The organism is Desulfatibacillum aliphaticivorans DSM 15576, from assembly GCF_000429905.1.
GTDB lineage: Bacteria > Desulfobacterota > Desulfobacteria > Desulfobacterales > Desulfatibacillaceae > Desulfatibacillum > Desulfatibacillum aliphaticivorans.
Map to the genome: position 1 here is coordinate 18470 of NZ_KE386982.1, position 22796 is coordinate 41265.

Genomic DNA, 22796 nt, shown 5'->3' on the forward strand with positions numbered 1-22796 from the left:
GCCTCCTTCGTGGCTGTTAGTAAAAAATTAAGGCTGGGCCTTTTCGCCATGGCAGGGTGATTATCAGTAAAAAATTATCGTTTGTCAATAATTTATTAATAAAAAACGGACGAAGTGAATGCTGAAGGCAACAGATGGAAGTCCCCCCAATAAAGAAACTGACTGCAAAGGGTTTCCTTCCTCAAGGGCGTGGCTTGGGTTTTTTCAGGCTACCCCACGGAAGTGAGGCTAACCGGCGGCCTGGAACGGCCCTCTTGAAAGCGGGATGATGCAGGCTGTTTTTCAACGCTTCCATTTTTGGATGTTTTTGAAGCCGCCTGATAGATCTGGGGGGGGACGTCTTTGGCCAAAGCCTGATAGGTCCTGGCATAAAGATTCTGCTTGTCCTGATCCGTGTCCTGAAACTTGTCCTTGATGACCAGAATTTCATCCAGGGTGGTGAAGAACGCGTCCGTCACCTCCGGCGAAAAATGATTTCCTCTTCCTTCCTGGATGATCCGAATGGCCTCGATGCCTGAAAACGCCCTCTTGTAGGGCCGTTCCGAGGTCAGTGCGTCAAACACGTCCGCAATGGCGGCTATTTGGCCGGCAATGGGGATTTGCCTGCCCTTAAGGCCTTGGGGGTATCCGGATCCGTCCCATTTTTCGTGATGGGTCAAAGCGATCATTTCGGCCATGCGGATGAAGCCGCTTTGGGCGCCGGAAAGAATGCTGGCGCCGATCTGCGGATGCCTTTTCATGATTTTCCATTCTTTGTCGGTCAAGGGCCCGGGCTTGAGCAGAATGCAGTCGGGGATGCCGATTTTACCGATGTCGTGCATGGGCGCGGAATACAGGATGGACTCCTGCACTCTTTTGTTGAATCCCATGGTTTTGGCGATGGCCGCCGCATAATGGCTCATACGGCGAATATGGGCGCCGGTCTCATTATCCCGGAATTCCGACGCCGCGGACAGCTTCACGATAGTTTCCAAAGAGGCGGTTTTCAATTGCCAGGTCTGCTGCTCGACCTTTTTTTCCAGGTTGCTTTGATAATCCGCCAGCCTGCCGTGCATTCTTTTCAACTTTAAATGCAGCCGCACCCGAGCCAGGATCACTTCCTTATGCTCGGTCTTGGACAAGAAGTCGTCCACGCCCATTTCCAGGGCTTTGGCGTGGTTCTCCACCGTATCCCGGCCTGTAAACAGGATGATGGGAATGAGGAACGCCTGCGGTTGCTCCTTGATTTGCCTGGCAACCTCAAAACCATCCATGCCCGGCATGGATAAGTCCAGGATCACAAGGTCGATGCCGCCCTGGGCGACTATTCCCAATGCCTCTTCCCCTGAATAGACGGAGAGGAGGCGGTAGCCTTCCCGCTCAAGAATATGCTGCATCAAACGATGAATGGCAGGTTCATCGTCGACAAGCAGAATGTTGGCTTTGGATTGCTGCATGAAATCCGTCTCCGATTATGACGTTCACTTCGGCCTGACAGGCCCTGTCAACGCTGACATCCAATAGATTATCTGAGCAACTATTTGAAATGCCGTGTTTTTGGTTTTGCCGGGAGCAGCCTGCATCCCCGGGCTATTTCGCCTGTGCATCACACTGGCGGCGGCGCAAGGGCGCCTTCCTGACTATTATTAATAATCGGCAGCAAAGGATTAAATCTTGACTATAAAGGAAAGGCTGTTCAGGCGATTCCAAAGGGGAGGAGTCTAATATTTTGTTTTTGATTATTATTTTGATGAGAAACGTTTTTTCGGCTTTCCCGGGGCGCAAGCGGCTTAACCCGTCTTTTGGGGGATGGGAGCGTTCCTGGGCGGCGCCCATTTGCGGCCGTCGTAGCTCCACTTGTCGGGGAGGCCCCTCTGGCTGCGCACCACGGGATTTTCAAGCCATTCCTTCATTTCCTCATAAGCGGCGTGCACCTTGCGGAAAAGAGCTGCGTCGCCTTTGTGGTCGGGGTGGTGGGCCATAACCTGTTTGCGGTAGGCGGACCGCAGGGCCTTTTGAGGGTCCGGGCCGATAACTTCGGATTTTTTCAACTTAAGAACGGACAGATGCCTTTGGCTGACCACCGGATGGGAGGCGTCCTGAGGACGAATCTGCCCCGGTTTGACCATGCTGGTGCGCGCCTGCTCCAATACGCTTTTGGAAGCCTGATGCCTGGACCTCAATTTGTCATGCTCCTTCCACCACAGCCGCCCCAACTGCTCCACAAGGTCTCCCAGGTCGTCCACCGGTTTTTTGCCCGGAGTGCGCTTCCATAGGTAGCTGTACACATGCGGGGCTCCCGAAGCCACCACGTGCAGCATGAGCGTGTCCCGGGTGAACGAAAAGGACGCGTATCTGGTATGCATGGCCCGCAGCAGATTCGCGGCCACTTCCAGGCGCCACAGCAGCTTCTGCCTGCAGGCTCTGGAGCAATATTTTCTCCGCCCCATGTTTTGATCCGTACCGCAGGCCTGGCAGGTATAAACCTTTTTACGGCCTGGAACTGCAGGGAGCATATTTTGGGGGCCGGAGCCCATTTTCACATGACTCATGGCTTCATCCGCGTACAATAAAAACTTACTGCGTTGCTTTGGGTTGCTTTTCCGCCTTTTTCAGGGCGTCGGCGATTTGCAAGTAACGAAGGCCCTTTTCCTTCTGGCCGATTTGCATCAATAAATGCCCCGCATTCCGGTTCGCCCGGGTCCAGCCGGGGGCTAATACGGCGCACTTTTCAAAGGCCGTGGCCGCTTTTTCAAAATCCCGGGCCTTGAACGCGGCCACGCCCAGATTCATCCAGATCTGGGGATTTTGGTCGTCCAGCTCCGCAGCCTTTGTAAAGGCTTCCACGGCTTCCGGAATTTTTCCCGTATTCATCTGCACGTTGCCGATGTTATTATGGACTTTGGCATAGTCGGGTTTGATTTGCAGCACCTTGTTGTAAACCTCCAGGGCTTTCTCGTTTTCTCCCATGGTCCCGTAGGCCACGCCCAGATTCAGCAAGGCGTTCATATGATAGGGATAGGCCTGAACGACCTTTTCCAGTTCGGGCGCCGCCTTTTCCGGCATTTGTTTTTCCAGGTACGCCCTGCCTAAATACGAACGCACCTTTACCCTGTATGGATCGGCCGCCAATACCTGGTTGCCTTTTGAGATGACCAGGTTCCAGTTTCCTGCGGACTCGCCCACATCCAGCCATTTGTACTGCTCATCCGCTTTCATGGCCCGGCTTCCCGCCCAGCCGGCGGCTATCAACAGCCCGGTGAATGCAACGCCGCAAATCAGCCAGACCGGGGCGGGCGGCGCCACTATGCGAGGAGGCTTTTCCTCATATTTGGGATCCCAGCGCGCCAGCATCGCCAGATAAAGGCTTACGACCAATAAAGGGGCCATCCTTTGAAACGGAAAGGACGCCGCAGCGTTTAAGCTAATGCCGGCCAGGCAGGCTGCAAGGGCGATCACGAGAAATTTTTCTTCCCCGTTTTCCTTCCTGAAAAGCCTGAGCAGGATTAAAAACGCTGAAACGCCGAGCCACAGGACCATGATAAGCCCGGGCAGGCCCAACTCCGCCGCAATCTGCAGGTAGTCGTTATGCACATTGGATAGTTGGGACTCCTCCGAAAACGCCCCTTCCACCTTCGCCCTCCGGGAGTAAATGGGGTAAAGCACCTTGTGGGAGCCCATCCCGACCCCAAGCAGGGGGTGGTCCTTGATCATCGCCAGGGTATTTGCCCAAATGTCCAGGCGCAATCTTTTGGAGGCGTCATACTTCCGGGGCGCCGCCGGAGAATCTTGCTTTTTATCCGCCGGAGCCTGCGTTTCGGGGCTCGTCCCGGGACTCTCCAAATCTGATTGACTGAGCGCCGAAACTCTCTGGAAAACCTTGCCGAATTGCCATTCAAAGCCCTTGGGCCCGCAATTGAACAAAACCAGAAAAAGCGCCAGGCACACGGCAAGGGAGATCATTTTTCCCCGATTCATGCCTATGGCGCCTGATTTGACTTTGTAAACAAGCAGCAGCGCCGCGAATACGGCGATTTGCAGAAGCAGGCAAAGCCAACCCGTTCTGTTGGAGGTGTAAAACAGATAATTCAGCATGCAGGTTGTACAGACAAGGAACGCAGCGGCCGGCCAGCCCCTTTTTTCCTGTAAAAAAAAGCCGACGCCCAGGGGCAGGGTCAAGACGATGAAGTGGACCGCCATGTTCCGGTTGGTGAAGGTGGAGGCGGGAGGCTCCGCCTGCTTGACGCCGAACCAGTTTTCCCCGCCCATATGCTGCAGGACGTCTCCTCCCAGATGTTGCAGTATGCCTAGCAGGGCAACGGCCGTTCCGGATAAAAAGAGCCCTTTCAGCAACAAAAGCCGCCGTTCCCTGGAATCCGGAACATTGAATGCCGCCGAGAAAAAAAACAGGCACGCAACCCAGGGAAGCCAGATTGTAACAGCCTCATAGGCGTTCGCCGCCCAGAAGATGCTAAGGCCGCCCCACAGGGTCAGAGCCGCCAGGGGAAAAAAAACCGTGGGGGGCGCAACGGCGCTTTTGGGGGAAAAGTAGCTTTTCAGGCAAAAGACGGCGCTTAACAGCAAGGCGCCGATAATGAAGAAAACCGTCTGAGGCAGGTTGGTCTGGTCGTATAAAGCAGGCCGGACGGCGAACGGCGTCAGCGCAACGATTGCAAAAAGAATCATGGTTGACGCTTTATCCAGGATGCGGGCCAGCTCCGACGGCGAAGCCGCCCCTTCGCCGGCGCCCGCTGCAATTTCCCGTTCTATTTCCTTGACCGGAGCTCCCAGGTGGGAGGCCATTTTGGAGACGGACATATGGCCGTGATTGCGGGCTATGAACTTCCTTTGTTTATTGGAAAGCGTCACAAGACATTCCCCTGTTTGGTTATGGCCTCCCGTTCAAACGCACCCGTGCGAGTCAAGCGGGGCTGAATAATAGCAGGCTTGAAAAAGTTTTTCAAAACAATGTGGAAGTTTTAACAGAGGACGGCGGCGGGGGCCTCGGTTGTTCGGCGCAGGGGGCGAATTTCCCTTGCGCCGAACCAAGCCGAGCGCGAGGCCTACAGCTCCGGCGGGCCGTCCGGAATCAGGCAGACGAAAAACAGGGGCGTTTCCCCGGAGCAGCGCAGTTGATGCTCCTCCTCGCCGGGGATGAATGCGGCGGCGCCGGCGCGGACGGGAACCCATTCCCCCTCCCTGTATATTTCGCCGAATCCTGCATGGATGAATATCTCGTGCTCCCAGGCGTGGCTGTGCCGGGGCGTGGCCGCGCCTGGCGGCAGTTCAAACAGACGCATGCAGAAATTTTCCGCGCCGTCTTTTTTCCCGACTAAAACGCGCCCCTTGACGCCTTTGGCCGGCTCAGGGAACTCCACAGGGTCGATTTCAGTAAAATGAACTATCTTCATGCTCTACTCCTTCTTGGATGTGTTAACATCTTTGTGCATCAAAGCAGGTTCCGCACCTTCCGGCTCAATCTCCAGCACCTCCGGAGCGCACTCCCCCAGCATGGCTGTCAACACGGGGCAACGCCTGCATTGGGCCATTTTTTCGCCCCAGTCCGAGCACACCTGGCCCCCGCACACGGTCCCGTTGATGAACCAACACAAGGCGCCCGCCTTGAACTCCCAGGCCGGGCATTTGCTTTTCAAATGGCTGGGGCATTTATTGATGGTCCAGCACGCCTTTCTGGGAACCTTGCTTCCCCGGCGGCGGGTTAAAAGAAAATACAGCTGTCTTTCCACGTGGGGCGGGACGTTTCTCCATCCCTGTTCATAGCTGTGCACCGCCTTGACTGAGACGCCTAAAATCTGAGCCATTTCCGTCTGTGTCTTAGCTAAAATGCTGCGGGCGTTGGTGAAGCCTTTGCGGGTCATGAGGCCTGGACTTTCTTTTGGACAATCGGTAAAAAAGTAATTGACACACTGTGTCATCGGTGATAGGCTGTTTCCTACAGTGTGGTAGCTCTCAGTACTGTCATATCAAGTCTGCTCTGTCAACGCAAAGGCGCAGTTTCAAGCACAACCATTTGATTTTTTTATCCTAAAGAATATGTATAGCAGGGTAATCCCGACAGGGCGGCAATCTAAGGCGTTTTATTTAGACCGAACGTTCGAGATAACTCGGGCGCGCTGAAAAAATTCATTGCAAAGGGCTTTTTGTTAAACCCAAATCAGGGAGGGAAGTATGAGCGTTTCAACCATGTCCTACGATGCCATCGTCGTAGGCTCCGGGCCCGGGGGGGCCACGGTCGCCAAGGAGTTGGCGGCAAAGGGCCAAAAGGTCCTGATGATGGATTGGGGCGGAGACGAACCCATTCAAGGCAGCTACCTGCAGGCGGCTGAAATGGGATTGGTCCCCGGAAAAAGTCTCCTGTTCACCTACAAGGGCCTTTCCATGGTGCGGGGCATTACGGCGGGCGGCAGCTCGATTTTGTATTACGCCACGGCCTTTGAGCCTCCTTTGGAAATGCTCCGGGGCTACGGAGTGGATATCGAGGAGGAAGTCCGGCAGGTCAAAGAGGAATTGCCCATTGCCCCTTTAAAGGACAGCCTGATCGGCCCCATGGCCAAACGCATTATGGAGAGCGCCCGGGAATTGGGCTACGACTGGCATCCTTTGAACAAATACGTCTACCAGGACAAGTGCCGGGCCGATTGCGACAAATGCAACCTGGGTTGCCCCTACGGCGCCAAGTGGAGCGCCCGCATGTTTGTGGACGAGTTCAAGACGCACACAAATTGTCGGTTCATCGCCCGGGCCAAGACCCGCAAGGTGCTGGTTGAAAACGGAAAGGCCGTGGGTGTGGAATACTCCGCGGGCGGGCAGACCCAAAAGGCTTACGCTCCGGTGGTGATTCTGGGGGCCGGAGGCATTGGAACGCCCGTGATTCTGCGCGCCAGCGGAATATACGCAGCGGGCTACGATTATTTTTTCGACCCCCTGATCTGCGTCATGGGAACCATCCCTGAAGACCTTGGAGGCAGGGAATTCCCCATGGCCACGGGCGCGCACATGTCGGACGAAGGATACGTCATGACCGACATGACCGTGCCCAAAGTCGCCTATCAGGGCTTTACCGCTCAAGTGGGGCGGGCGCACAAGCTTTTCAGCCACTCCCGCACCTTGCAGATCATGATCAAAGCCAAGGACACCCTGGGCGGAAAGCTCACGGACGCCGGCGGAGTGCGCAAAAAGCTCATCCCCCAGGACGACGCCAAGCTCATGAAAGGCTACGAACGGGCCAAGGAAATCCTCAAGAACACCGGGGCCAAGGATATTTACAAGTCCTGGTGCATCGCAGCCCATCCTGGAGGAACCGCCAAGATCGGGGACATTGTGGATCCCGACCTCAAAACCTTTAAATATGACAATTTGTACGTTTGCGACTGTTCGGTCATCCCCGAGGCATGGGGGCTGCCGCCTTCGTTGACTCTGGTGGCCTTGGGCAAAAGGCTCGCCAGTCATCTTGCGGCCGAACCAAATAATGAGGAAAGGGATTCTCAGGCTCATGCTGCCTAAAACGAGGTTTTCATGCCCAAAATAGTGGACCATGACAAGTACAGGGAAGAGCTTCTGGGGGGGTGTTTTGAACTGTTTTCCGATAAAGGCTATTCCAACGTGACCATGCGCCAGATCGCCAAGCGCCTGGGCATATCCACGGGGGCCTTGTATCATTATTTCCCGACGAAACAATCCATCCTGGACCAGATGTTTCAGTACATGGGCAAAAAGGACGTGGAGGAAGTCACCCAGGCGCCCTCCTTGTCCGGAACGTTTGAAGAGCGCATCAGCCGCTTCCTGGAGTTTTTTCAGGTTAAGGAATCGGCCTTCGGCAAAATGCTGCTTCTTTCCATCGATTTTGTCCGCTGCCACGATACGGCGCAGGCGCGTCAGACCGCCCGCCAGTGGCTGGATTACTACATCCGGAACATGGCCGTGTATCTGGGCCTGCCAAGCCAGGTGGCTGAATTCACAGCCACCTTTCTGGGCGGCCTGGTGTATCAAAACCGGCTTGTGCCCGGCTCCGTTTCCCTGCCCGATCAATTAGCGCTCCTGAAGGACGTGCTCATGGTGTATTTGGGCGAACACGAGAACCCTGAAAACAGGCTGTGCAAACTGTGTCCCTTCATGACCGACCATCATCTAATCGACGCCGAGGAGGTATCGTAATGCAAGGCCAGGACGCGACAACTCAGGAAGACGCAAAAAAAGCGCCCCCGGGAAACGGGAAAAACGGCGGGGCGGGGCGCGATCCCGCCATGGAAAAGCTGGCTGAAAAGCTGCTCCAGACCAAAGAGTTCAAGGACATGACCGGCGCCCTTATGCCGGAGATCCTTAAAGCCTGGGCGGGCGACTCAGCCGTTCGAAAGATAATATCCAAGCAAATTGCCAAGACCATGGAAAAGGGATTCCTGGCGAAAGCCGGCGAAGACGCCCCCCAGGTCAAGCTCTTTGAGGATATGGAGTTTTCGGAAATACTCATGTCCAAGGTTCCCGCTCTGGTGAACACGGGCATTAAAGGGACGGGAGGCCTCAGCAAGGCCCTGGACAGCCTGCCTGACGAAAAAAAACAGGCTTATATGGCCCAGGCGCTCCAGGCCATCGACTCCGCCTCCATTGGGCAGACGCTGGCCACCCTTATCCGCATTGTCAACGAAGTCCACGAAACCAATCCCACATTCGTCTCCGAGCAGATTCAGACGCCCTTTCAAGCCTTGGTGGAAAACCTGGACTTCGCCGACCTGGAAGACGTCATCAAGCATTCCCAGAACGACTTTGTGGGTATAGTGCGGGCCATTAACGAGGTTTTTGACCGGTATCCCTCCAAGGTGGTTTGCCTGTTGGGCCTGGTTCCGGCCACGTTCAACGTAACCGTCGCCATTCTTAACGAAGCCACGAGCCAGTTGGACAACATGCCTCCCGATCTGCTGACCGAAATCATTTTGTCCCTCATGGGGGATATCGACGGGGCGGCCGTGGGGCAGGCGGTTAATTACCTGCACGAGCTTTTACGCAAAATCCATACGGGCAGTTCCCTCCTGGGTCCTCCGGGGCATCCCCAGTTCACCCAGGAACTGACCAGCAAACTAAAAGAAATCGTAGCGGCCATTGACACGCAGGTCTGGTGGAAAGGCAGACAGGCGATTTCCGAAATCCGGGACGCCAAGGAAAACGCCAAGTACGCGCTGCTGCAGGAGCATCCGGACATGCTGATCCAGCAGTTGAAGGAATCTCCGGTGCTGCTGAACTCCCGGATTAAGGCGCTTTTGACCAATGTCTCCCTGCTGGAGGAAATGGACGATGAGGCGATAGCAGAAGCCGTGGCCGAGGGCGCGCTGCGCCTGGACATGCAGGACCTGGCCGAGGCTTTGAATCTCCACGCCCAGGTGGCCAACCGGATTCGCAAGGTCAAACCCGACCTTGCCATGAGCATCCTGGAGTCTTTCTCCTATTCCGTGGACCTGGACGAGGTCGGCGAAACCGCCCAGTGGCTGGCCAGGGACCTGGCCGACTCCTTCAAGCCCCTGGTGCGCTCGGTTTTCCCGCCCCTTGTTCAAGGCGTGTGCGAATGCCTGGCCCCGGAAAACGACGAGCATCAGGAAGGCATAGACAACGCCCTGAACGCTTTGCGTGAACTTCTCAAACCCCAGGAGGCCTAATCATGAATCCCATTTTTGAAGAAGCCGCAGATCATGTGGACAACCAGGTCATCCGGGAGTGGAAGGCGCAGGGCAAAAAGGTCATAGGCCACACGTGCAGCCACGTTCCCGAGGAAATCATATCAGCCGCGGGCATGATGCCCTATCGTCTGCGCGGCATCGAGTCGGAATCCACTTCCATCGGCGACACCTACTTCGGCCCGTTTATTTGCAGCTGCCCCAAGGCCATCCTGCAAAAGGCGGGGGAGGGCGCCTTTAATTTTCTGGACGGCGCGGTCATGGTGCAAAGCTGCGATTCCATGCGCCGCCTGGACGAATGCTGGCGCGCCGCCAACGAGGACTATCCCGGCATCCTGCCCGGCTTCTGGCATTATCTGGGCGTACCCCACAAGGCCGTGGACTATTCCCTCAAATGGTTTTCCGAAGAAATCGAAATGTTCAAAAAGCATATCGAGGAGCATTTCAATGTAACCATTACGGAGGATAATCTTAGAAAAGCCATCGCCCTTTATAACGAAACCCGGGACCTGTTGAAGGAACTGGACGAAGTAAGGGGCATGGAAAACACGCCCGTCTCGGGTCAGGAGGCCATGAACATCATCCTGGCTGGCACCGCCCTGCCCAAGGAAATGTACAATCCCCTGCTTCGGGAGGCCCTGGACGAGTTAAAGGCCCGTCCGGCCCACCACGGCGGCAAGAAACGCATTCTCCTGGGAGGAAGCGTGGTGGACGACCAATCCCTTATTTCCGTGATCGAGGCGGAGGGGGCCGTGGTCGTGGCTGACACGGTTTGCTTCGGATCCCGGTCTTTTGAAGGCATGGTCCCCGAGGACAGCCCCACCATGCTCACCATTGCAAGCAGGTATCTCCACCACCAGTTCTGTCCCAGAATGTTCGGGCATTACAAGGACCGCATGGCCCTGATCAAGCAGAAGATGGAACTGGCCAAGGTGGACGGCGTCATTCTCCAGAACATCCGCTTTTGCGACCTTCACGGTTCGGAAAACGGGCTGTTCGAGGCGGAGCTGGAGTCCATGGGGGTTCCCGCCATTCGGCTGGAAAGGGAGTACGGGGCCATGGCCGATGAAGGCCGCCTTCGCATGAGGATAGGCGCTTTCCTGGAAAGCATCCCTGAAAGAAGAACGGAAAAGCCTGCTGCATAGCAGTGGAAGGATATAGTCAGCCATGAGGAAGGAATACACGGAATATCCCTTTGACTGGGCGCTCCACAGCCTGTTTACGAACGCCGCCAAAGCCATTAACGGCACTCCCAAGGAGTATGACCGCATCATGTCCCGCATCGGAGACATGAAGGAGCTGGCGGACTTCGTGTTCGGCCATGGCGATCCCGGGGCCTTGTTCATGAAGGGATTCTCGCAATACACCGAGGCCATCACCACGGCTCACGCCAAGGGAAGAAAGCTGGCCTTCACCACATTTTGCCAGTCTCCGGCCATTTTCTGGGCCATGGACATTGTGCCCATCGTCCTGGAGCCCATGACGGTCCTGGGCAACCTGGTGAGAAAGGGCGGCACCGCCGAGTTTATGGATTTTTGCGTGGAGGCGGGGTTTACGGAAACCTCCTGCTCCTCCCAGCGCGGCGCCCTGGGCGCTTATTTGAAAGGCCTGGCCGAAAAGCCGGATTTCGTCGCCATAGACACCGGAGGAATTTGCGACACCAACGCCAATTCGTTCACCTTCGCCGCCAGCTACCTGGACATCCCGTTTTATCAGATCAACTATCCGCCCACGCTTACGGATCAGCGGGCCGCGGACTATCATCGCGCGGATTACCGGAACTTCATCAAGTTCCTGGAGGCGCAGACCGGCAATAAACTGGACGAGGACAAGCTGCGGGCGGTCATGCAGGAAATCGAAGTGCAGGACGACCTCATCTGCGAAATTCAGGAGCTGCAGCGTCTGAAGCCCAACCCGGTTCCTGTCATCTTCAACCTGTTCATATACGCCCTGCGCTTTACCATGGCGGGCATGGAGCCGTGCACCACCATGCTGAGAGCCTGCCTGGAAGCGGCCAAGAAAAACGCCGCCAAAGGCGTTTCCGGCCTAAGCTCCCGGGATGAAAAAACCCGGGCCTTGTTTGTGTACATCGACCATTACGCCACCAACATCCCTTTGTGGACCTTCATGGACCAAATGGGCATCGCCCATCTGGGCTGCATCCTGACCAAGTATTATCAGGACAAGGTGTTCTACTCCAATGGAGACGGATACCACCTGGACACGGCGGACCTGGACTCCATGATCGATGCGCTGGCCGAACAGAACTCCAGGCTGCCCATGGTCAAGCAAATCCGGGGGCCCTACGACGCCCCGGACATGTGGCTGGAAGAAGCCATGTACCTGAAAGACAGCATGAACGCCGACTTTGCCGTCTATTCAGGCACGCCCGGGTGCCGCAACACCTGGGGCATGCTCAAGCTCTTGGCCAAAAAACTGGAAGACGCCGGACTTCCCACCCTGATCATCAACGCGGACGCGTTTGACGAGCGAGTGGAATCCTGGGAAGCCACCCGGCATCGTTTTGAGGAGTTTTTGGAGTTGCGCCGACTGATTTAACTACCCCTGGCAGTAGTAAGAGGAGATCTCCATGAGACAAGCCTTGTTAGAGTATGACTACGATTGGAATATGCAGCGGGTTTTTGATCAGGGCTCTCGTTCCCTGGACGGAACGAGAAAGGAATTTGAAAGGGCCAGATCGCGGTTTCCCACCATGGGGACCGTTATGGATCTTTTTTATCAATACGAGGACGTGGGCAGGGCCATGACCAAAGGGGCGGCCAAATACATTTCCAATATCGTCACTGCACGCCAGGATGGACGCAAGGTGGCGCTGACCACCTTCTGCATGTCTCCGGCCCTGTGCTACGCCATGGACGTGGTGCCGCTGCTCATCGAGCCCATTACGGCCGTGGGCAACCTGTCCCGCAAGTACGGCATGGGCGAGTTTATGGACTATTGCCTGGAAATAGGCTTCGCCGAAACCGCCTGTTCGGCCCAGCGGGGCGCCATGGGCGCCTACCTGGGCGGGGCCGCCCAAAAGCCGGATTTTGTCCTGTGCAACATGAGCGGCATTTGCGACACCAACACCAGCGCCTTTGCATTCGCCGCCGAAGCCCTGGATCTTCCCTTATTCCAGTGCAACTTTCCGCCTCAAATGCGGGGGGAGCGGGCTGACGCCTATCATCGGGCCGATTACCGGGCCATGATCGATTTCATGGCCGAGCAGACGGGCAAGCCCCTGGACTCGGCAAAGCTCCGGGGCGTTTTGGAGGAAATTCAGAAGCAGGACGAACTCATCGTGGAAATGCAGGATTATCAGCGTATGATTCCCAGCCCCATCCCGACAACGTTCAACCTGTTCATGTATCTGCTGAGGTTTTTGTTCGGCGGCACGGAGGACGGCACTAAAACCCTGGAGGAAATGCTCAAGGTAATCCGTAAGAATGTCAAGGAGGGGAAGCCCGGAAACAGATTCGGCGAGGAAAAAGCCAGGGCCTTGTTCGTCTACACGGACCATTACGGCGGAGGGCTGCCTTTGTGGAATTTCCTGGACAGCCGGGGAATCACCCATCTGGGCTGCATTGCGGACCGTTTTTACCAACAGGCGGCGCCTTATGTGAAGGACGGCGAGGGATACACCGTGGACGCCGCAGACCTGGATTCCATGATCGACACCATGGCCGCCTTGAACTGCCGCATGCCCATGGTCAAGCAGATCCGGGGACCGTACGACGCACCGGACATGTGGCTGGATGAAATCCGGGCTCAGCGTGAACTCTACAATCCCGATTTCGCCGTGTACATGGGCACCCCCGGATGCCGCAACACCTGGGGCATGGTCAAGCTGCTGGCCAAGCAATTGGAAAAGGAAGGCCTGCCCACCCTGATTATTAATGCGGACGTGTTCGACGAAAGGGTGGAGTCATGGAGCATGACCCAAGCCCGATTTGAAGAATTTTTGGATGTCAGGAGGATTGGCATATGATAACTGCAGGTTGCGACGTAGGCTCCTTAACCTCCAAAGCCGTGGTCATCCGGGACGGCAGAATAATTGGCTCCGCCATTATTCGTTCAAGCTCCCGGCCCGAAATTTCGGCCCAAAAGGTTATGGATGAAGCCCTTGAAAAAGCGAAAATCTCCCAGTCCGACGTTGAGTATTGCGTGGGCACGGGATACGGCAGGGACAACATTCCCTTTGTGGACCTGGCCAGGTCGGAAATCGCCTGCCACGCCCGGGGAGCGGTCTGGCTGGCGCCCGCCACCAAAACCATTATCGACATCGGCGGCCAGGACTGCAAGGCCATCCGCCTGGACAAGAACGGCCGGGTGGAGAAGTTTTTGACCAACGATAAATGCGCCGCAGGCACGGGACGATTCCTGGAGGTCATGGCCAAGCTGCTGGGCGTTTCCGTGGATGATCTGGGCAAGATGTCCAAAAAATCCCGCGAGCCCGTCACCCTGGCCTCCACCTGCACGGTATGGGCCCAGGCCGACGTGATCCAGTACGTCAATTCAGGCATTCCCTTGGAGGACGTGGGGGCCGGCGTGAACAACGCCATGGCCGGCCGGGTGGCTACTCTGGCCAACGCCGTCCACGCCCAGCGCGAAGTGGCCATGACCGGCGGAGTGGCAAAAAACGCCGGCGTGGTCAAAGCCCTGGAAAAGCTCATCGGCCACAAAGTGACCATCATCAGAAAAGCGGACCCCCAACTGGCGGGGGCTATCGGCGCGGCTGTGCTGGCAAGCGACGTGAAAGAGGGGAGGGCGTAACATGATCGTAGCAGGTGTGGATGTGGGATCCCTCACGGCCAAGGCCGTGATCATGAAGGATAATGAAATTATAGCCAGCGCCGTCTTGCGGGCCAATCCTTCCCCAAGCCAGTCGGCCAGGGAGGTCATGGACATGGCTCTCGCCCAGGCCGGGCTCAGCCAGGGGGACATTGAATTCACCGTGGGCACGGGCTACGGCAGAAAGCAGATCGACTTTGTGAACCTGGTGGAGTCGGAAATCGCCTGTCACGCCCGGGGCGCGGTTTGGAACATGCCGTCCGTGCGCAGCATCATCGACATCGGAGGCCAGGACGCCAAGGCCGCCCGAATCGACGAAAACGGCAATGTGGAGCGCTACGGCTACAACGACAAATGCGCCTCAGGCACGGGACGCTTCCTGGAAGTCATGGCCGAAGCCCTGGACGTCCCCATGGAGGACATGGGCGACCTGGACCTCCAGGCGAAAGAGGACCTCTCCATCTCCAACCAGTGCGTGGTCTTCGCCGAAACCGAGGTCATCAGCCTGGTCAACAAAGGCTACGAAGTCCCGGATATCGCCAAGGCCCTGCACAAGGCCATGGCCGGCCGGGTGGCGGCCCTGGCCAAAAGCATCGGCGTGGAAGAGGATATCGCCTTCACCGGCGGCGTGGCCAAGAACAAAGGCCTGGCCCGGGCCCTGGCCAATGCCCTGAATATGGATCTGAAATTTTTGGATACCGATCCCCAGACCAACGGCGCCCTGGGCGCCGCCCTCATGGCCTCCCAGGTCATGGCAGAGAAAAAATCCGCCTGACCCAACGGACGGAAAGACCCTAATAAAAAGCCGCCGGAGGCGCATTGCAGAGCTGCAAAACTGCGCGCCTCCGGCGGTGTATTTTCAACTACGGAAAAGATTTTTTTGCCTCCGGCGGCCAACTTTTGAAAAAGTTGGATCAAAACTTTTTGGATGGCGCTGCGCGCGAGTCATGTCATAACTTATTTAAAACATTCCCCTGCAACCCTTTGTTTTTAAGAGGATGTGGGCTCCTGGGAGGGCTCTTCCTGTTTTTTGGTGAGCATGAAGTATTTCTCCCGGACCTGCTTTCTGTAGGTGTGGTAGAAAAAAAGGCTCATGACCTCGATGAACTCGCGGCATTCCTCGGTGTGCTCGGGGTTGGAGAATTTTTCCAGGTTGGCGGCCATGTAGCGGTTGTCGTTGGACATGATGAAGTCCCGGACAAAGTCTGCCACGATTTTCAGGTCTTGAGGGTCGTATCCGTGTTGGGGCCCGAAGCCCAGGTCGTCCATGTCGGAGATGAGGCGGGCGATATTCAGGTCATCGTGGGAGTATACCAACTCCTCTCCCTCCTTTTTGGGGCTCACCACCCCCCATTCCTCCATTTTGGCCAGCCATTTGGGGCTCATTCCCGAGGCTTTGATAAAGCGCTCCCTGCCGCGGATTTCAATGTTGACCAGTTGATCCATGGGCCGGAAGTACTTGGCCCGCCGGTCCACCATGGCCTGGTCCAGGGGGGACTGGCTTTTGCGGTTTTTCAGGATTTTTTTGATTTCCGGGATAGGGAGGAAAAAGTTGTCCCTCAGGTCCTTGATGAGCAAAAGCTGATCCAGGTGGGCCTGGGTGTATTCCGCATTGTTCACGCCGCTTTTCCGGGGTTTCCGGAGCAGGCCTTCCCGCATGTAAAAGTGGATGGTCTGTTTGGGGACCCCGGTCATTTTCACCAGATGGCCGATTTTCATAGCGTTGTCCGGGTGGTCAAGGGTTTTTTGTTGTTGGAAAAATCCTGTCATTCGTGCGGGTTAGTTTAATCCTAATAGTTATGCTTGTCAAGGGCTATATTAAATTCCATTGACAAAACATTTTGATATATTTACGATTAAACCATATAGCGTCATATACGCTTTACGTATGGTGCACTGTATGCTATACGGTTCTCGGCGGCGCGCATAAAGGGCCCGAGGCCAGGCGCTAAAGCCAAAGCAGGGCGCCGCCCTTAAAACCAAAAAACAAATAAAAACGAATCAGGCTGTTCCGGCCGGCTCGCTCAAGGGGGAAATCATGCTTCAACAAAATCAGCAGACGACGCAGGCTGCGCTTTTGTGTGCAACACTGTTCTCCTGTGTGCGCGTCCAAGCCGGTTCGGGGCCGAACGCCTAAGCGTTCGACGCCGCAATGAAATCCCGCCCGGGGCCGCAAGGGGGGCCGGGGGCTGGAAGAGAGAGGATGAAAAACGCGCGCCTCCATGGGGAGGCCGCAATCAAGACAACGCATTAGTAAAAAGGAGAACGTGAATGAAAAGATGTTTTTTCCTGCTTAGGGGGGTGCTTACGTTGTTGGTCCTGGGGATGCTGGTTAGCGGCGCATGGGCTTCCGACGCCCTCATGGATCGTATGGCGGATTTCGACCCCAGCAACCCTGTGATTCCCGAAGGGGACACTATTAAGATAGGGCATTTAAACCCCTTTTCCGGCCCAGCGGCCATGAACGGAGAGCTTTACCACATTGCGCTTCACTGGGTGGCCCACGACCTGAACAAACAGGGCGGCGTCATGGTGGACGGCAAGCTCAAGAAGATCGAGATCATCAAGGGCGACACCATGAGCAAGCCCATCAACGCCAAAAAGGCGGCGGAAAGGCTGATCCTGGGCGACAAGGTGGACTTGTTGTGGGGCAGCACCGGCAGCCATATCTCTTTGGTTTGCCAGCAGACGGCCGCCAAATACAAGAAAATCTACGTCAGCGCCCTGTCCATATCCGACTCTCTCATGGACGCGGAAAATTTCAACCGCTATACCTTTCACACGCCCTGGACCACCAGCCAGGCGGCCAAGAGCCTGGCCTATTTCTACGCCAAACGGCCTGAGAAAAAATTTTACATTCTGTGCCAGGATTATTCCTTCGGCCACGACTTGGCCGAAAAGTTCAAGGGATATTTGAAGGAATTCCGCCCGGACGCCGAAATCGTGGGCGAGGATTACCATCCCCTGTTCACCAAGGATTTCGCCCCTTATCTGGAAAAAGTCAAGGCTTCCGGCGCGGAGGTCATTTTTTCCGGCGACTGGATGCCCGACTCCGTGAACCTCTTGAAGCAAAGCCGGGATTCCGGCCTGAACCTGCCTTTCGCCAATATGTACATGGACGACCCCATCACCCTGGGCGTGGTGGGCGTGGAAGGCTCCGCCGGCCTGGTCAACGCCAATCAGTATATGATTAACGACATGGATTCCCGTACCCGGGAGCTCAACAAGGTCTGGCATGAACTGCACGAGACCAAATGGGAGGAGCCCTACAACAGCTCCCTCTACGTCTGGCCCCTGGGCGTTGTGGCCAGCGCCATCAACACCACCTATTGGATGATGGACGTGGTGGAGCGCGCCGGAACCACAGACCCGGAAAAAATCATCGAGACATGGGAAGGGGATAAATACGATTCCTTTGCCGGCGTTTTGGAAATGCGGGCCTGCGACCATGTCACCGTCCGCGACACCTATGTGAGCGAGTTCAGCAGCCCCACCAAGTGGTTCGACAATTTTTCGTACATCGACAAAATCGTCATCGTTCCTTCTTACGTGGTGGAGCCGCCGGTTCCCGAAGGCCTGGACAGGTGTAAAAAATAGCCAAATTGCGCCGCTTCCCTTGGGGAGCGGCGCATCCTTCCAGGCAGGGCGTCAGGATTGGACGCACGAAGACCCGGTCTGCTGACGACTGCACCGCCGCATTGCGCCGGAACTTCCATGGGTGGACGCTGAACGCCTTCCCTCGCCCATGAAGCGTCTTTCCTGCGCCCTGATCCTGGCTGAAGATATTCCTTAAAATATAAGGCCGCGGTCGGCTTTGATTCACGACCGGGAGGATTAGGACTTATGGATGCGACAACCGCCATGTACGTGGGGCAGATCATGCATGGTCTGGCTTATGGAATGCTGCTTTTCCTGGTGGCTTCCGGCCTTACCTTGATTTTCGGCATGATGGGGATTCTCAACCTGGCCCACGCTTCGTTTTTCATGCTGTCGGCCTATTTTTGCGTTTCCGTCATCCACATGGGCGGGAATTTTTGGCTCGCCCTGCTTGCGGCGCCAATAATTACAGCCGCAATCGGGGTCATGGTGGAGCGGTTCCTGCTTCGGGGCATCCACGCCTCGGGACATATCGGAGAGCTGATTCTCACCGTGGGAGTCATGATGGTGATCATGGAGGCCGTGCAGGTGTTCTGGGGCACGGACAGCCACATGATCAGCGTTCCTCCTGCATTGGCCGGCATGGTGAATATTTTTGGATTGCAATATCCCCTATACAGATTGTTCGTCATCTTCCTGGCGCTGGCGATTTTGGGGCTGCTGGTCCTTTTTTTGTTCAAAACCAAAATGGGCATGATCATCCGGGCCGGAGTTTCGGACGCTGAAATGGTGGAGGCCCTGGGCATCAATATGCCTCTGGTCTTCATGATGGTTTTTGCAGCGGGAACCTGGCTGGCCGGCGTGGCGGGCGTGGCAATCTCCCCCCTGTTGTCGGTTTTTCCGGGTATGGCCGACCAGATGGGCATGGACGCCTTTGTGGTGGTTGTGGTGGGCGGCTTCGGCAGCCTCTTGGGCGCCTTTGTGTCGGCCCTGTTTTTCGGTCTGCTCAATTCCTTCGGCATCCAGTTTCTGCCCAGGATCGCGCCGGTTCTGATGTTTGTGTTTATGGTTCTTGTTCTGTCCTTTAAGCCCAAGGGACTGTTTGGAGAAAGAGAATGACAAAGATCTGGATCAAAACCCTTGCGGCGATCATTCTAATAGGCGTTCTCATCGCCTTTCCCAAAGTCATGGGCGTGCTGAACACCAATATCTTTATCGGTTTCGCCATCATGGCCCTGTTTGCGGTTAGCCTGAATCTCATGCTGGGCTACACCGGCCTCTTGAGCTTCGGCCACGCCATGTTTTTCGGGCTGGGCGCCTACACCACGGCCCTGAGCCTCTAGCACATCGACAACCTGCCCATTTTTCTGGCCCTGCTTTCAGGCGTGTTGGGGGCCGTCGTGTGCGCGGTCATTGTCAGCCCGCTTTTGGTCAGGCTGAGCGGCACGGCTTTTTCCATGCTGACCCTGGCCTTTGGGCAGCTCATGTACATTGTGTGCCTGAAGTTTCGCGAAGTGACCGGCGGCGCCGACGGCCTGGGCGGCTTTCCCGTCCCGGACTTGAAGGTACCCTTCACCGGCGGGATAGACATGACCGACCCCACCAATTTCTACTATTTCGCCGTAACGGTTTTAGGGGGCTGCATCCTGCTTATATGGCGCTTTACCAAAACTCCCATGGGCAGCGTCATGATAAGCATCCGGGATAACGATAACCGGGTGGACTACCTGGGCTTTCACGTTCCTTCGGTCAAATCCCTGGTCTTCATCGTGTCCGGGGGATTCGCAGGCGCGGCCGGGGCCATATACGCCTTGTTCCAAAACATGGTTTCCACGGACGGCGTCCTGGGCCTTTTCACCTCGTTCAACCCCATTATCATGACCATCATCGGCGGCGTTTCCAGCTTTACCGGCCCCATCATCGGCGCGGGCCTGCTGACCCTGCTGGAGGAATTCCTCCTCAGATATACGGATCGCATCGCCTTGTTCAACGGTCTGGTGCTGATTCTTATGATTAAATTCGCCCCCGGCGGAATCATGGGAATCTGGGATGCGGTCTATCGAAAATGGTTTAAAAGGAGGACTTTATCATGAATATCCTGGAGACCAAAGACCTCCTGTTTGACTATAGCGGGCATAAAGTATTGAACGGCGTGAACCTGGAAATCCGGGAAGGCGAGCGCCATGCGGTCATCGGCCCCAACGGCGCCGGCAAGACCACCCTGTTCAACGTCATCACGGGCAGCTACAAGCCGTCTGCGGGCAGCATCAAGTTTCAGGGCAGGGAAATCTCCGGCATGAAGCCTTACCAGCTTAATCGTATGGGCGTGGGCCGCTCTTTCCAGATTACCAGCACCTTCGCCAAGCAGACCGTGTTTCAGAACGCCCGCATGGGAATTCTTTCCAAGCGAAAGGTCCGGTTCAATCCTTTTTCCAAAGTCGACAAAATGCACAAGATCACCGAGGAAACCAATCTGCTGCTGGAGCAAAGCAACCTGGCGGAGTCGGCGGACATGCCCGCCGGCCTGCTTTCCTACGGGAAAAACCGGGCTTTGGAAATCTGCCTGGCCTTGTCCACGGACCCCCAACTGGTCATGCTGGACGAGCCCACCGCAGGCATTTCCAAGGACGAAACCAAGTCCCTGGTGGAATTGATCCGCAAGCTGACGGAAAACAAAACCATGGTCATCATCGAGCACGACATGGACGTGGTCTTCTCCCTGGCCGACCGCATCACGGTGCTGCATCACGGCGAGGTCCTCGCCTGCGACGCCCCCGAAGTCATCAAGAACGACCCCTTCGTCAAACAGGCCTACCTGGGAACCTTGGAGGTGTGATCATGCTGCTGGAAGTCAAGGATATCAATACCTTTTACGGAGACAGCCATGTGCTCCAGGGCGTTTCCCTGCAGGTGCATGAAGGGGAGACCGTGGCTCTTCTGGGCCGCAACGGCATGGGCAAGAGCACCACCTTAAAGTCCATCATGGGGCTTTTAAAGCCAAGAAGCGGCAGAATTGTCTTCAAAGACAAGGACATCACCAAGCTCTCGCTTTTTAAAAAGGCCCGCCAGGGCATGGGCTACGTGCCGGAAGAACGGCGCATCTTCCCCCATTTGTCCATCCAGGAAAACCTGCTTATAGGCTCCCGAAACAAGACCGGCGAAAACGCCTGGGACCTGGATCGGGTGTACCACCATTTTCCCGTGCTTGATGAACGCAAGGCCATGAGCGGCGCCTATCTTTCCGGCGGCGAGCAGCAAATGCTTTCCATAGCCCGGGCTTTGATGGGCAATCCGGACCTTTTGCTGGTGGACGAGCCCACCGAGGGCCTGGCGCCCATCATGGTCCAGAAGGTGGCCGCCATCATCAAGGAGATTTCCGACGCCGGAGTTTCCATCCTGTTGGTGGAGCATAACCTGAACGCCGCCCTGGCTCTGGCCGACCGCGTTTACCTCATGGGCAAGGCGTACATCGGCTACGAAGGCACGGCCAAGGACCTGGAGCAGAACCCGGAAATCCGCAGCGAGTTCCTGGAAGTCTAACATTTAGATGCAAGGCCCAGAGGGGAGTGTAGGGGCGCTGCTTGCCGCGCCCTTGAATTTTGTATTGTTTAAAGGATGATTCAATGCCTTTGTCTGAAAGTCTGCAAAAATACGCCAAGAAGTTGGGATATCCCAATTCCAAAACCATGGAAAAAATCCTGTCCATCCTCTTTGACACACAGGAGAAGCAGACCATCGCCTCCCTGCTTCCCGGAAGCATCGACAACCTTGCAGGCAGGGCCTGCATGCTTCCGCAAGACGTGGAAAGGGTCATCAAGGAATTGCGATTCATGGGTGCGGTATGCCGCAACCACAGGCTGTCCGGGGACGAGGAAGTCTTTGAACTCTACCCCGGCGTCATCGAGCTGCGGGACGCGGTTTTGCTGACTCCGGGCATAGATTACTCCATGGTGGAGATGTGGGACCACATCATCCGAGAGGAATTGCCGGAAACCATCCCCCTTTGGAGAAAATACAAGGTCCCGCCGGCCTTGCGCACCATTCCCATAGAAAAGACCGTGGATTCCCGGTCAACGGTTCTGGACATCGAGTCCGCTGCGGCCATCGTACAAAACGCCGAGCAAATCGTGGTCCTGCCCTGCGTGTGCCGCTCCTCCCGGCACACTCTGAACAAAAGCCCGGAATGCCCCGCGCCGGACGACGCCCACATCTGCATGCTCATCAACCGTTTCGGCGAGGAGGCCTTGGAGCGCGGGATCGGAACCGCCGTCTCCAAGGAGGAAGCCCTGGCCAAGCTCAAGCTGGCGGAAGAGGCGGGCCTGGTGCACATGACCCGCAACAACATCAAGTCCGACCTGTCCCTGTGTAATTGCTGCTCGTGCTGCTGCACCGGCCTGTTTTTGATCAATCAGATCAAGTATGAGGCTTTTGCGCCTTCCCGTTTTCGCGTGACATTGAAGGAAGAGAACTGCCTGGGCTGCGGCGTGTGCGTGGACCGGTGTCAGTTTCACGCCATCGAGTTGGACGAGGTCGCCAAAATCGACCCCGACTCCTGCTTTGGCTGCGGCAATTGCGTGCTCACATGCCCCGCCGAAGCCCTTATCCTGGAGGAAATCCGGCCCAGGGAGTTTATCCGGTCCACATAAGACGCCTGTAAACAGGAATTCACCCAAACCCGTGCGGCCAAGCAACCGCCCCGGTTTTGAGATTGCCTGCGCCCGCTCGCATCGGGGAGGGTTGATGCGG

The 22796-nt window shown here is 56.2% G+C and carries 19 protein-coding genes and 1 pseudogene; 14 read left to right on the forward strand and 6 right to left on the reverse strand.

Translation table 11 applies throughout. From position 1 onward, the window contains the following. Nucleotides 1-209: 209 nt before the first annotated feature. The 5 genes from G491_RS0126165 to G491_RS32685 form a co-directional block, all read right to left on the reverse strand. Nucleotides 210-1436 carry an HD domain-containing phosphohydrolase gene (locus tag G491_RS0126165; protein WP_028316631.1) on the reverse strand — a complete coding sequence of 409 codons (1227 nt, stop codon included), beginning with the start codon at nt 1434-1436 and terminating at the stop codon, nt 210-212. 333 nt (nt 1437-1769) lie between these two features. Continuing rightward, nucleotides 1770-2531 (reverse strand): hypothetical protein, encoded by a 762-nt coding sequence (locus tag G491_RS32680; protein ID WP_157468609.1) that lies wholly within the window; start codon nt 2529-2531, stop codon nt 1770-1772. Between the two features lie 25 nt (nt 2532-2556). Further along, nucleotides 2557-4848: a tetratricopeptide repeat protein gene (locus G491_RS0126175; RefSeq protein WP_028316632.1), complete on the reverse strand. Its 2292-nt coding sequence runs from the start codon at nt 4846-4848 to the stop codon at nt 2557-2559. A gap of 194 nt (nt 4849-5042) precedes the next feature. Then, nucleotides 5043-5390, reverse strand: coding sequence for a cupin domain-containing protein (locus G491_RS0126180; protein ID WP_015949602.1), 348 nt, complete (start codon nt 5388-5390; stop codon nt 5043-5045). Nucleotides 5391-5393: 3 nt separating this feature from the next. After that, nucleotides 5394-5858, reverse strand: coding sequence for a helix-turn-helix domain-containing protein (locus G491_RS32685; RefSeq protein ID WP_015949603.1), 465 nt, complete (start codon nt 5856-5858; stop codon nt 5394-5396). A gap of 310 nt (nt 5859-6168) precedes the next feature. Here G491_RS32685 and G491_RS32690 point away from each other — a divergent pair, with 310 nt between their 5' ends. From G491_RS32690 to G491_RS0126225, 8 genes are read left to right on the forward strand one after another with little or no spacing between them, the layout of a single operon-like run. Continuing rightward, nucleotides 6169-7503: a GMC family oxidoreductase N-terminal domain-containing protein gene (locus tag G491_RS32690; RefSeq protein ID WP_015949604.1), complete on the forward strand. Its 1335-nt coding sequence runs from the start codon at nt 6169-6171 to the stop codon at nt 7501-7503. 12 nt (nt 7504-7515) lie between these two features. Continuing rightward, entirely contained in the window at nt 7516-8154 is a 639-nt protein-coding gene (locus G491_RS0126195; protein ID WP_015949605.1) for a TetR/AcrR family transcriptional regulator, read from the forward strand. Further along, complete coding sequence (locus G491_RS0126200; RefSeq protein ID WP_028316633.1) at nt 8154-9644, forward strand: hypothetical protein; 1491 nt, start codon at nt 8154-8156, stop codon at nt 9642-9644. Before G491_RS0126195 ends, G491_RS0126200 begins: the two co-directional genes overlap by 1 nt. A 2-nt stretch (nt 9645-9646) precedes the next feature. Then, nucleotides 9647-10807, forward strand: a complete 1161-nt coding sequence (locus G491_RS0126205) for a 2-hydroxyacyl-CoA dehydratase subunit D (RefSeq protein WP_015949607.1) — start codon at nt 9647-9649, stop codon at nt 10805-10807. Between the two features lie 22 nt (nt 10808-10829). Next, entirely contained in the window at nt 10830-12221 is a 1392-nt protein-coding gene (locus G491_RS0126210; RefSeq protein ID WP_015949608.1) for a 2-hydroxyacyl-CoA dehydratase subunit D, read from the forward strand. 31 nt (nt 12222-12252) lie between these two features. Continuing rightward, nucleotides 12253-13650 carry a 2-hydroxyacyl-CoA dehydratase subunit D gene (locus tag G491_RS0126215; RefSeq protein WP_028316634.1) on the forward strand — a complete coding sequence of 466 codons (1398 nt, stop codon included), beginning with the start codon at nt 12253-12255 and terminating at the stop codon, nt 13648-13650. Continuing rightward, a complete protein-coding gene (locus G491_RS0126220; RefSeq protein WP_028316635.1) occupies nt 13647-14435 on the forward strand; it encodes an acyl-CoA dehydratase activase in 789 nt (262 codons plus the stop codon). Before G491_RS0126215 ends, G491_RS0126220 begins: the two co-directional genes overlap by 4 nt. 1 nt (nt 14436) lies before the next feature. After that, nucleotides 14437-15228, forward strand: coding sequence for an acyl-CoA dehydratase activase (locus G491_RS0126225; RefSeq protein WP_028316636.1), 792 nt, complete (start codon nt 14437-14439; stop codon nt 15226-15228). Between the two features lie 215 nt (nt 15229-15443). On the opposite strand, the gene G491_RS34705 is transcribed toward G491_RS0126225, so the two are convergent. Continuing rightward, nucleotides 15444-16172 (reverse strand): MerR family transcriptional regulator, encoded by a 729-nt coding sequence (locus G491_RS34705; protein ID WP_169829525.1) that lies wholly within the window; start codon nt 16170-16172, stop codon nt 15444-15446. A 552-nt stretch (nt 16173-16724) separates the two neighbouring features. Between G491_RS34705 and G491_RS0126240 the strand changes: the two genes are divergently transcribed. The 6 genes and pseudogenes from G491_RS0126240 (at nt 16725) to G491_RS34715 (ending at nt 22696) form a co-directional block, all read left to right on the forward strand. Then, nucleotides 16725-18050: an ABC transporter substrate-binding protein gene (locus G491_RS0126240; RefSeq protein ID WP_028316639.1), complete on the forward strand. Its 1326-nt coding sequence runs from the start codon at nt 16725-16727 to the stop codon at nt 18048-18050. 246 nt (nt 18051-18296) lie between these two features. After that, nucleotides 18297-19169 carry a branched-chain amino acid ABC transporter permease gene (locus G491_RS0126245; RefSeq protein ID WP_015949614.1) on the forward strand — a complete coding sequence of 291 codons (873 nt, stop codon included), beginning with the start codon at nt 18297-18299 and terminating at the stop codon, nt 19167-19169. 68 nt (nt 19170-19237) lie between these two features. Beyond that, nucleotides 19238-20143: pseudogene (locus G491_RS32700) on the forward strand (branched-chain amino acid ABC transporter permease). Then, complete coding sequence (locus tag G491_RS0126255) at nt 20140-20886, forward strand: ABC transporter ATP-binding protein (protein ID WP_015949616.1); 747 nt, start codon at nt 20140-20142, stop codon at nt 20884-20886. Before G491_RS32700 ends, G491_RS0126255 begins: the two are co-directional and overlap by 4 nt. 2 nt (nt 20887-20888) lie before the next feature. Further along, nucleotides 20889-21590 carry an ABC transporter ATP-binding protein gene (locus G491_RS0126260; RefSeq protein WP_035220330.1) on the forward strand — a complete coding sequence of 234 codons (702 nt, stop codon included), beginning with the start codon at nt 20889-20891 and terminating at the stop codon, nt 21588-21590. A gap of 83 nt (nt 21591-21673) precedes the next feature. Further along, nucleotides 21674-22696: a 4Fe-4S binding protein gene (locus G491_RS34715; protein ID WP_051327539.1), complete on the forward strand. Its 1023-nt coding sequence runs from the start codon at nt 21674-21676 to the stop codon at nt 22694-22696. Nucleotides 22697-22796: the final 100 nt, after the last annotated feature.

Excerpts from the sequence above, each read along its gene's own strand:
- G491_RS0126165 (WP_028316631.1), bottom strand. The coding sequence starts at position 1,436 with ATGCAGCAATCCAAAGCCAACATTCTGCTTGTCGACGATGAACCTGCC.
- G491_RS32680 (WP_157468609.1), bottom strand. The coding sequence starts at position 2,531 with ATGAGTCATGTGAAAATGGGCTCCGGCCCCCAAAATATGCTCCCTGCA.
- G491_RS0126180 (WP_015949602.1), bottom strand. The coding sequence starts at position 5,390 with ATGAAGATAGTTCATTTTACTGAAATCGACCCTGTGGAGTTCCCTGAG.
- G491_RS32685 (WP_015949603.1), bottom strand. The coding sequence starts at position 5,858 with ATGACCCGCAAAGGCTTCACCAACGCCCGCAGCATTTTAGCTAAGACA.
- G491_RS32690 (WP_015949604.1), top strand. The coding sequence starts at position 6,169 with ATGAGCGTTTCAACCATGTCCTACGATGCCATCGTCGTAGGCTCCGGG.
- G491_RS0126195 (WP_015949605.1), top strand. The coding sequence starts at position 7,516 with ATGCCCAAAATAGTGGACCATGACAAGTACAGGGAAGAGCTTCTGGGG.
- G491_RS0126200 (WP_028316633.1), top strand. The coding sequence starts at position 8,154 with ATGCAAGGCCAGGACGCGACAACTCAGGAAGACGCAAAAAAAGCGCCC.
- G491_RS0126205 (WP_015949607.1), top strand. The coding sequence starts at position 9,647 with ATGAATCCCATTTTTGAAGAAGCCGCAGATCATGTGGACAACCAGGTC.
- G491_RS0126210 (WP_015949608.1), top strand. The coding sequence starts at position 10,830 with ATGAGGAAGGAATACACGGAATATCCCTTTGACTGGGCGCTCCACAGC.
- G491_RS0126215 (WP_028316634.1), top strand. The coding sequence starts at position 12,253 with ATGAGACAAGCCTTGTTAGAGTATGACTACGATTGGAATATGCAGCGG.
- G491_RS0126220 (WP_028316635.1), top strand. The coding sequence starts at position 13,647 with ATGATAACTGCAGGTTGCGACGTAGGCTCCTTAACCTCCAAAGCCGTG.
- G491_RS0126225 (WP_028316636.1), top strand. The coding sequence starts at position 14,437 with ATGATCGTAGCAGGTGTGGATGTGGGATCCCTCACGGCCAAGGCCGTG.
- G491_RS34705 (WP_169829525.1), bottom strand. The coding sequence starts at position 16,172 with ATGAAAATCGGCCATCTGGTGAAAATGACCGGGGTCCCCAAACAGACC.
- G491_RS0126240 (WP_028316639.1), top strand. The coding sequence starts at position 16,725 with ATGAAAAGATGTTTTTTCCTGCTTAGGGGGGTGCTTACGTTGTTGGTC.
- G491_RS0126245 (WP_015949614.1), top strand. The coding sequence starts at position 18,297 with ATGGATGCGACAACCGCCATGTACGTGGGGCAGATCATGCATGGTCTG.
- G491_RS0126255 (WP_015949616.1), top strand. The coding sequence starts at position 20,140 with ATGAATATCCTGGAGACCAAAGACCTCCTGTTTGACTATAGCGGGCAT.
- G491_RS0126260 (WP_035220330.1), top strand. The coding sequence starts at position 20,889 with ATGCTGCTGGAAGTCAAGGATATCAATACCTTTTACGGAGACAGCCAT.
- G491_RS34715 (WP_051327539.1), top strand. The coding sequence starts at position 21,674 with ATGCCTTTGTCTGAAAGTCTGCAAAAATACGCCAAGAAGTTGGGATAT.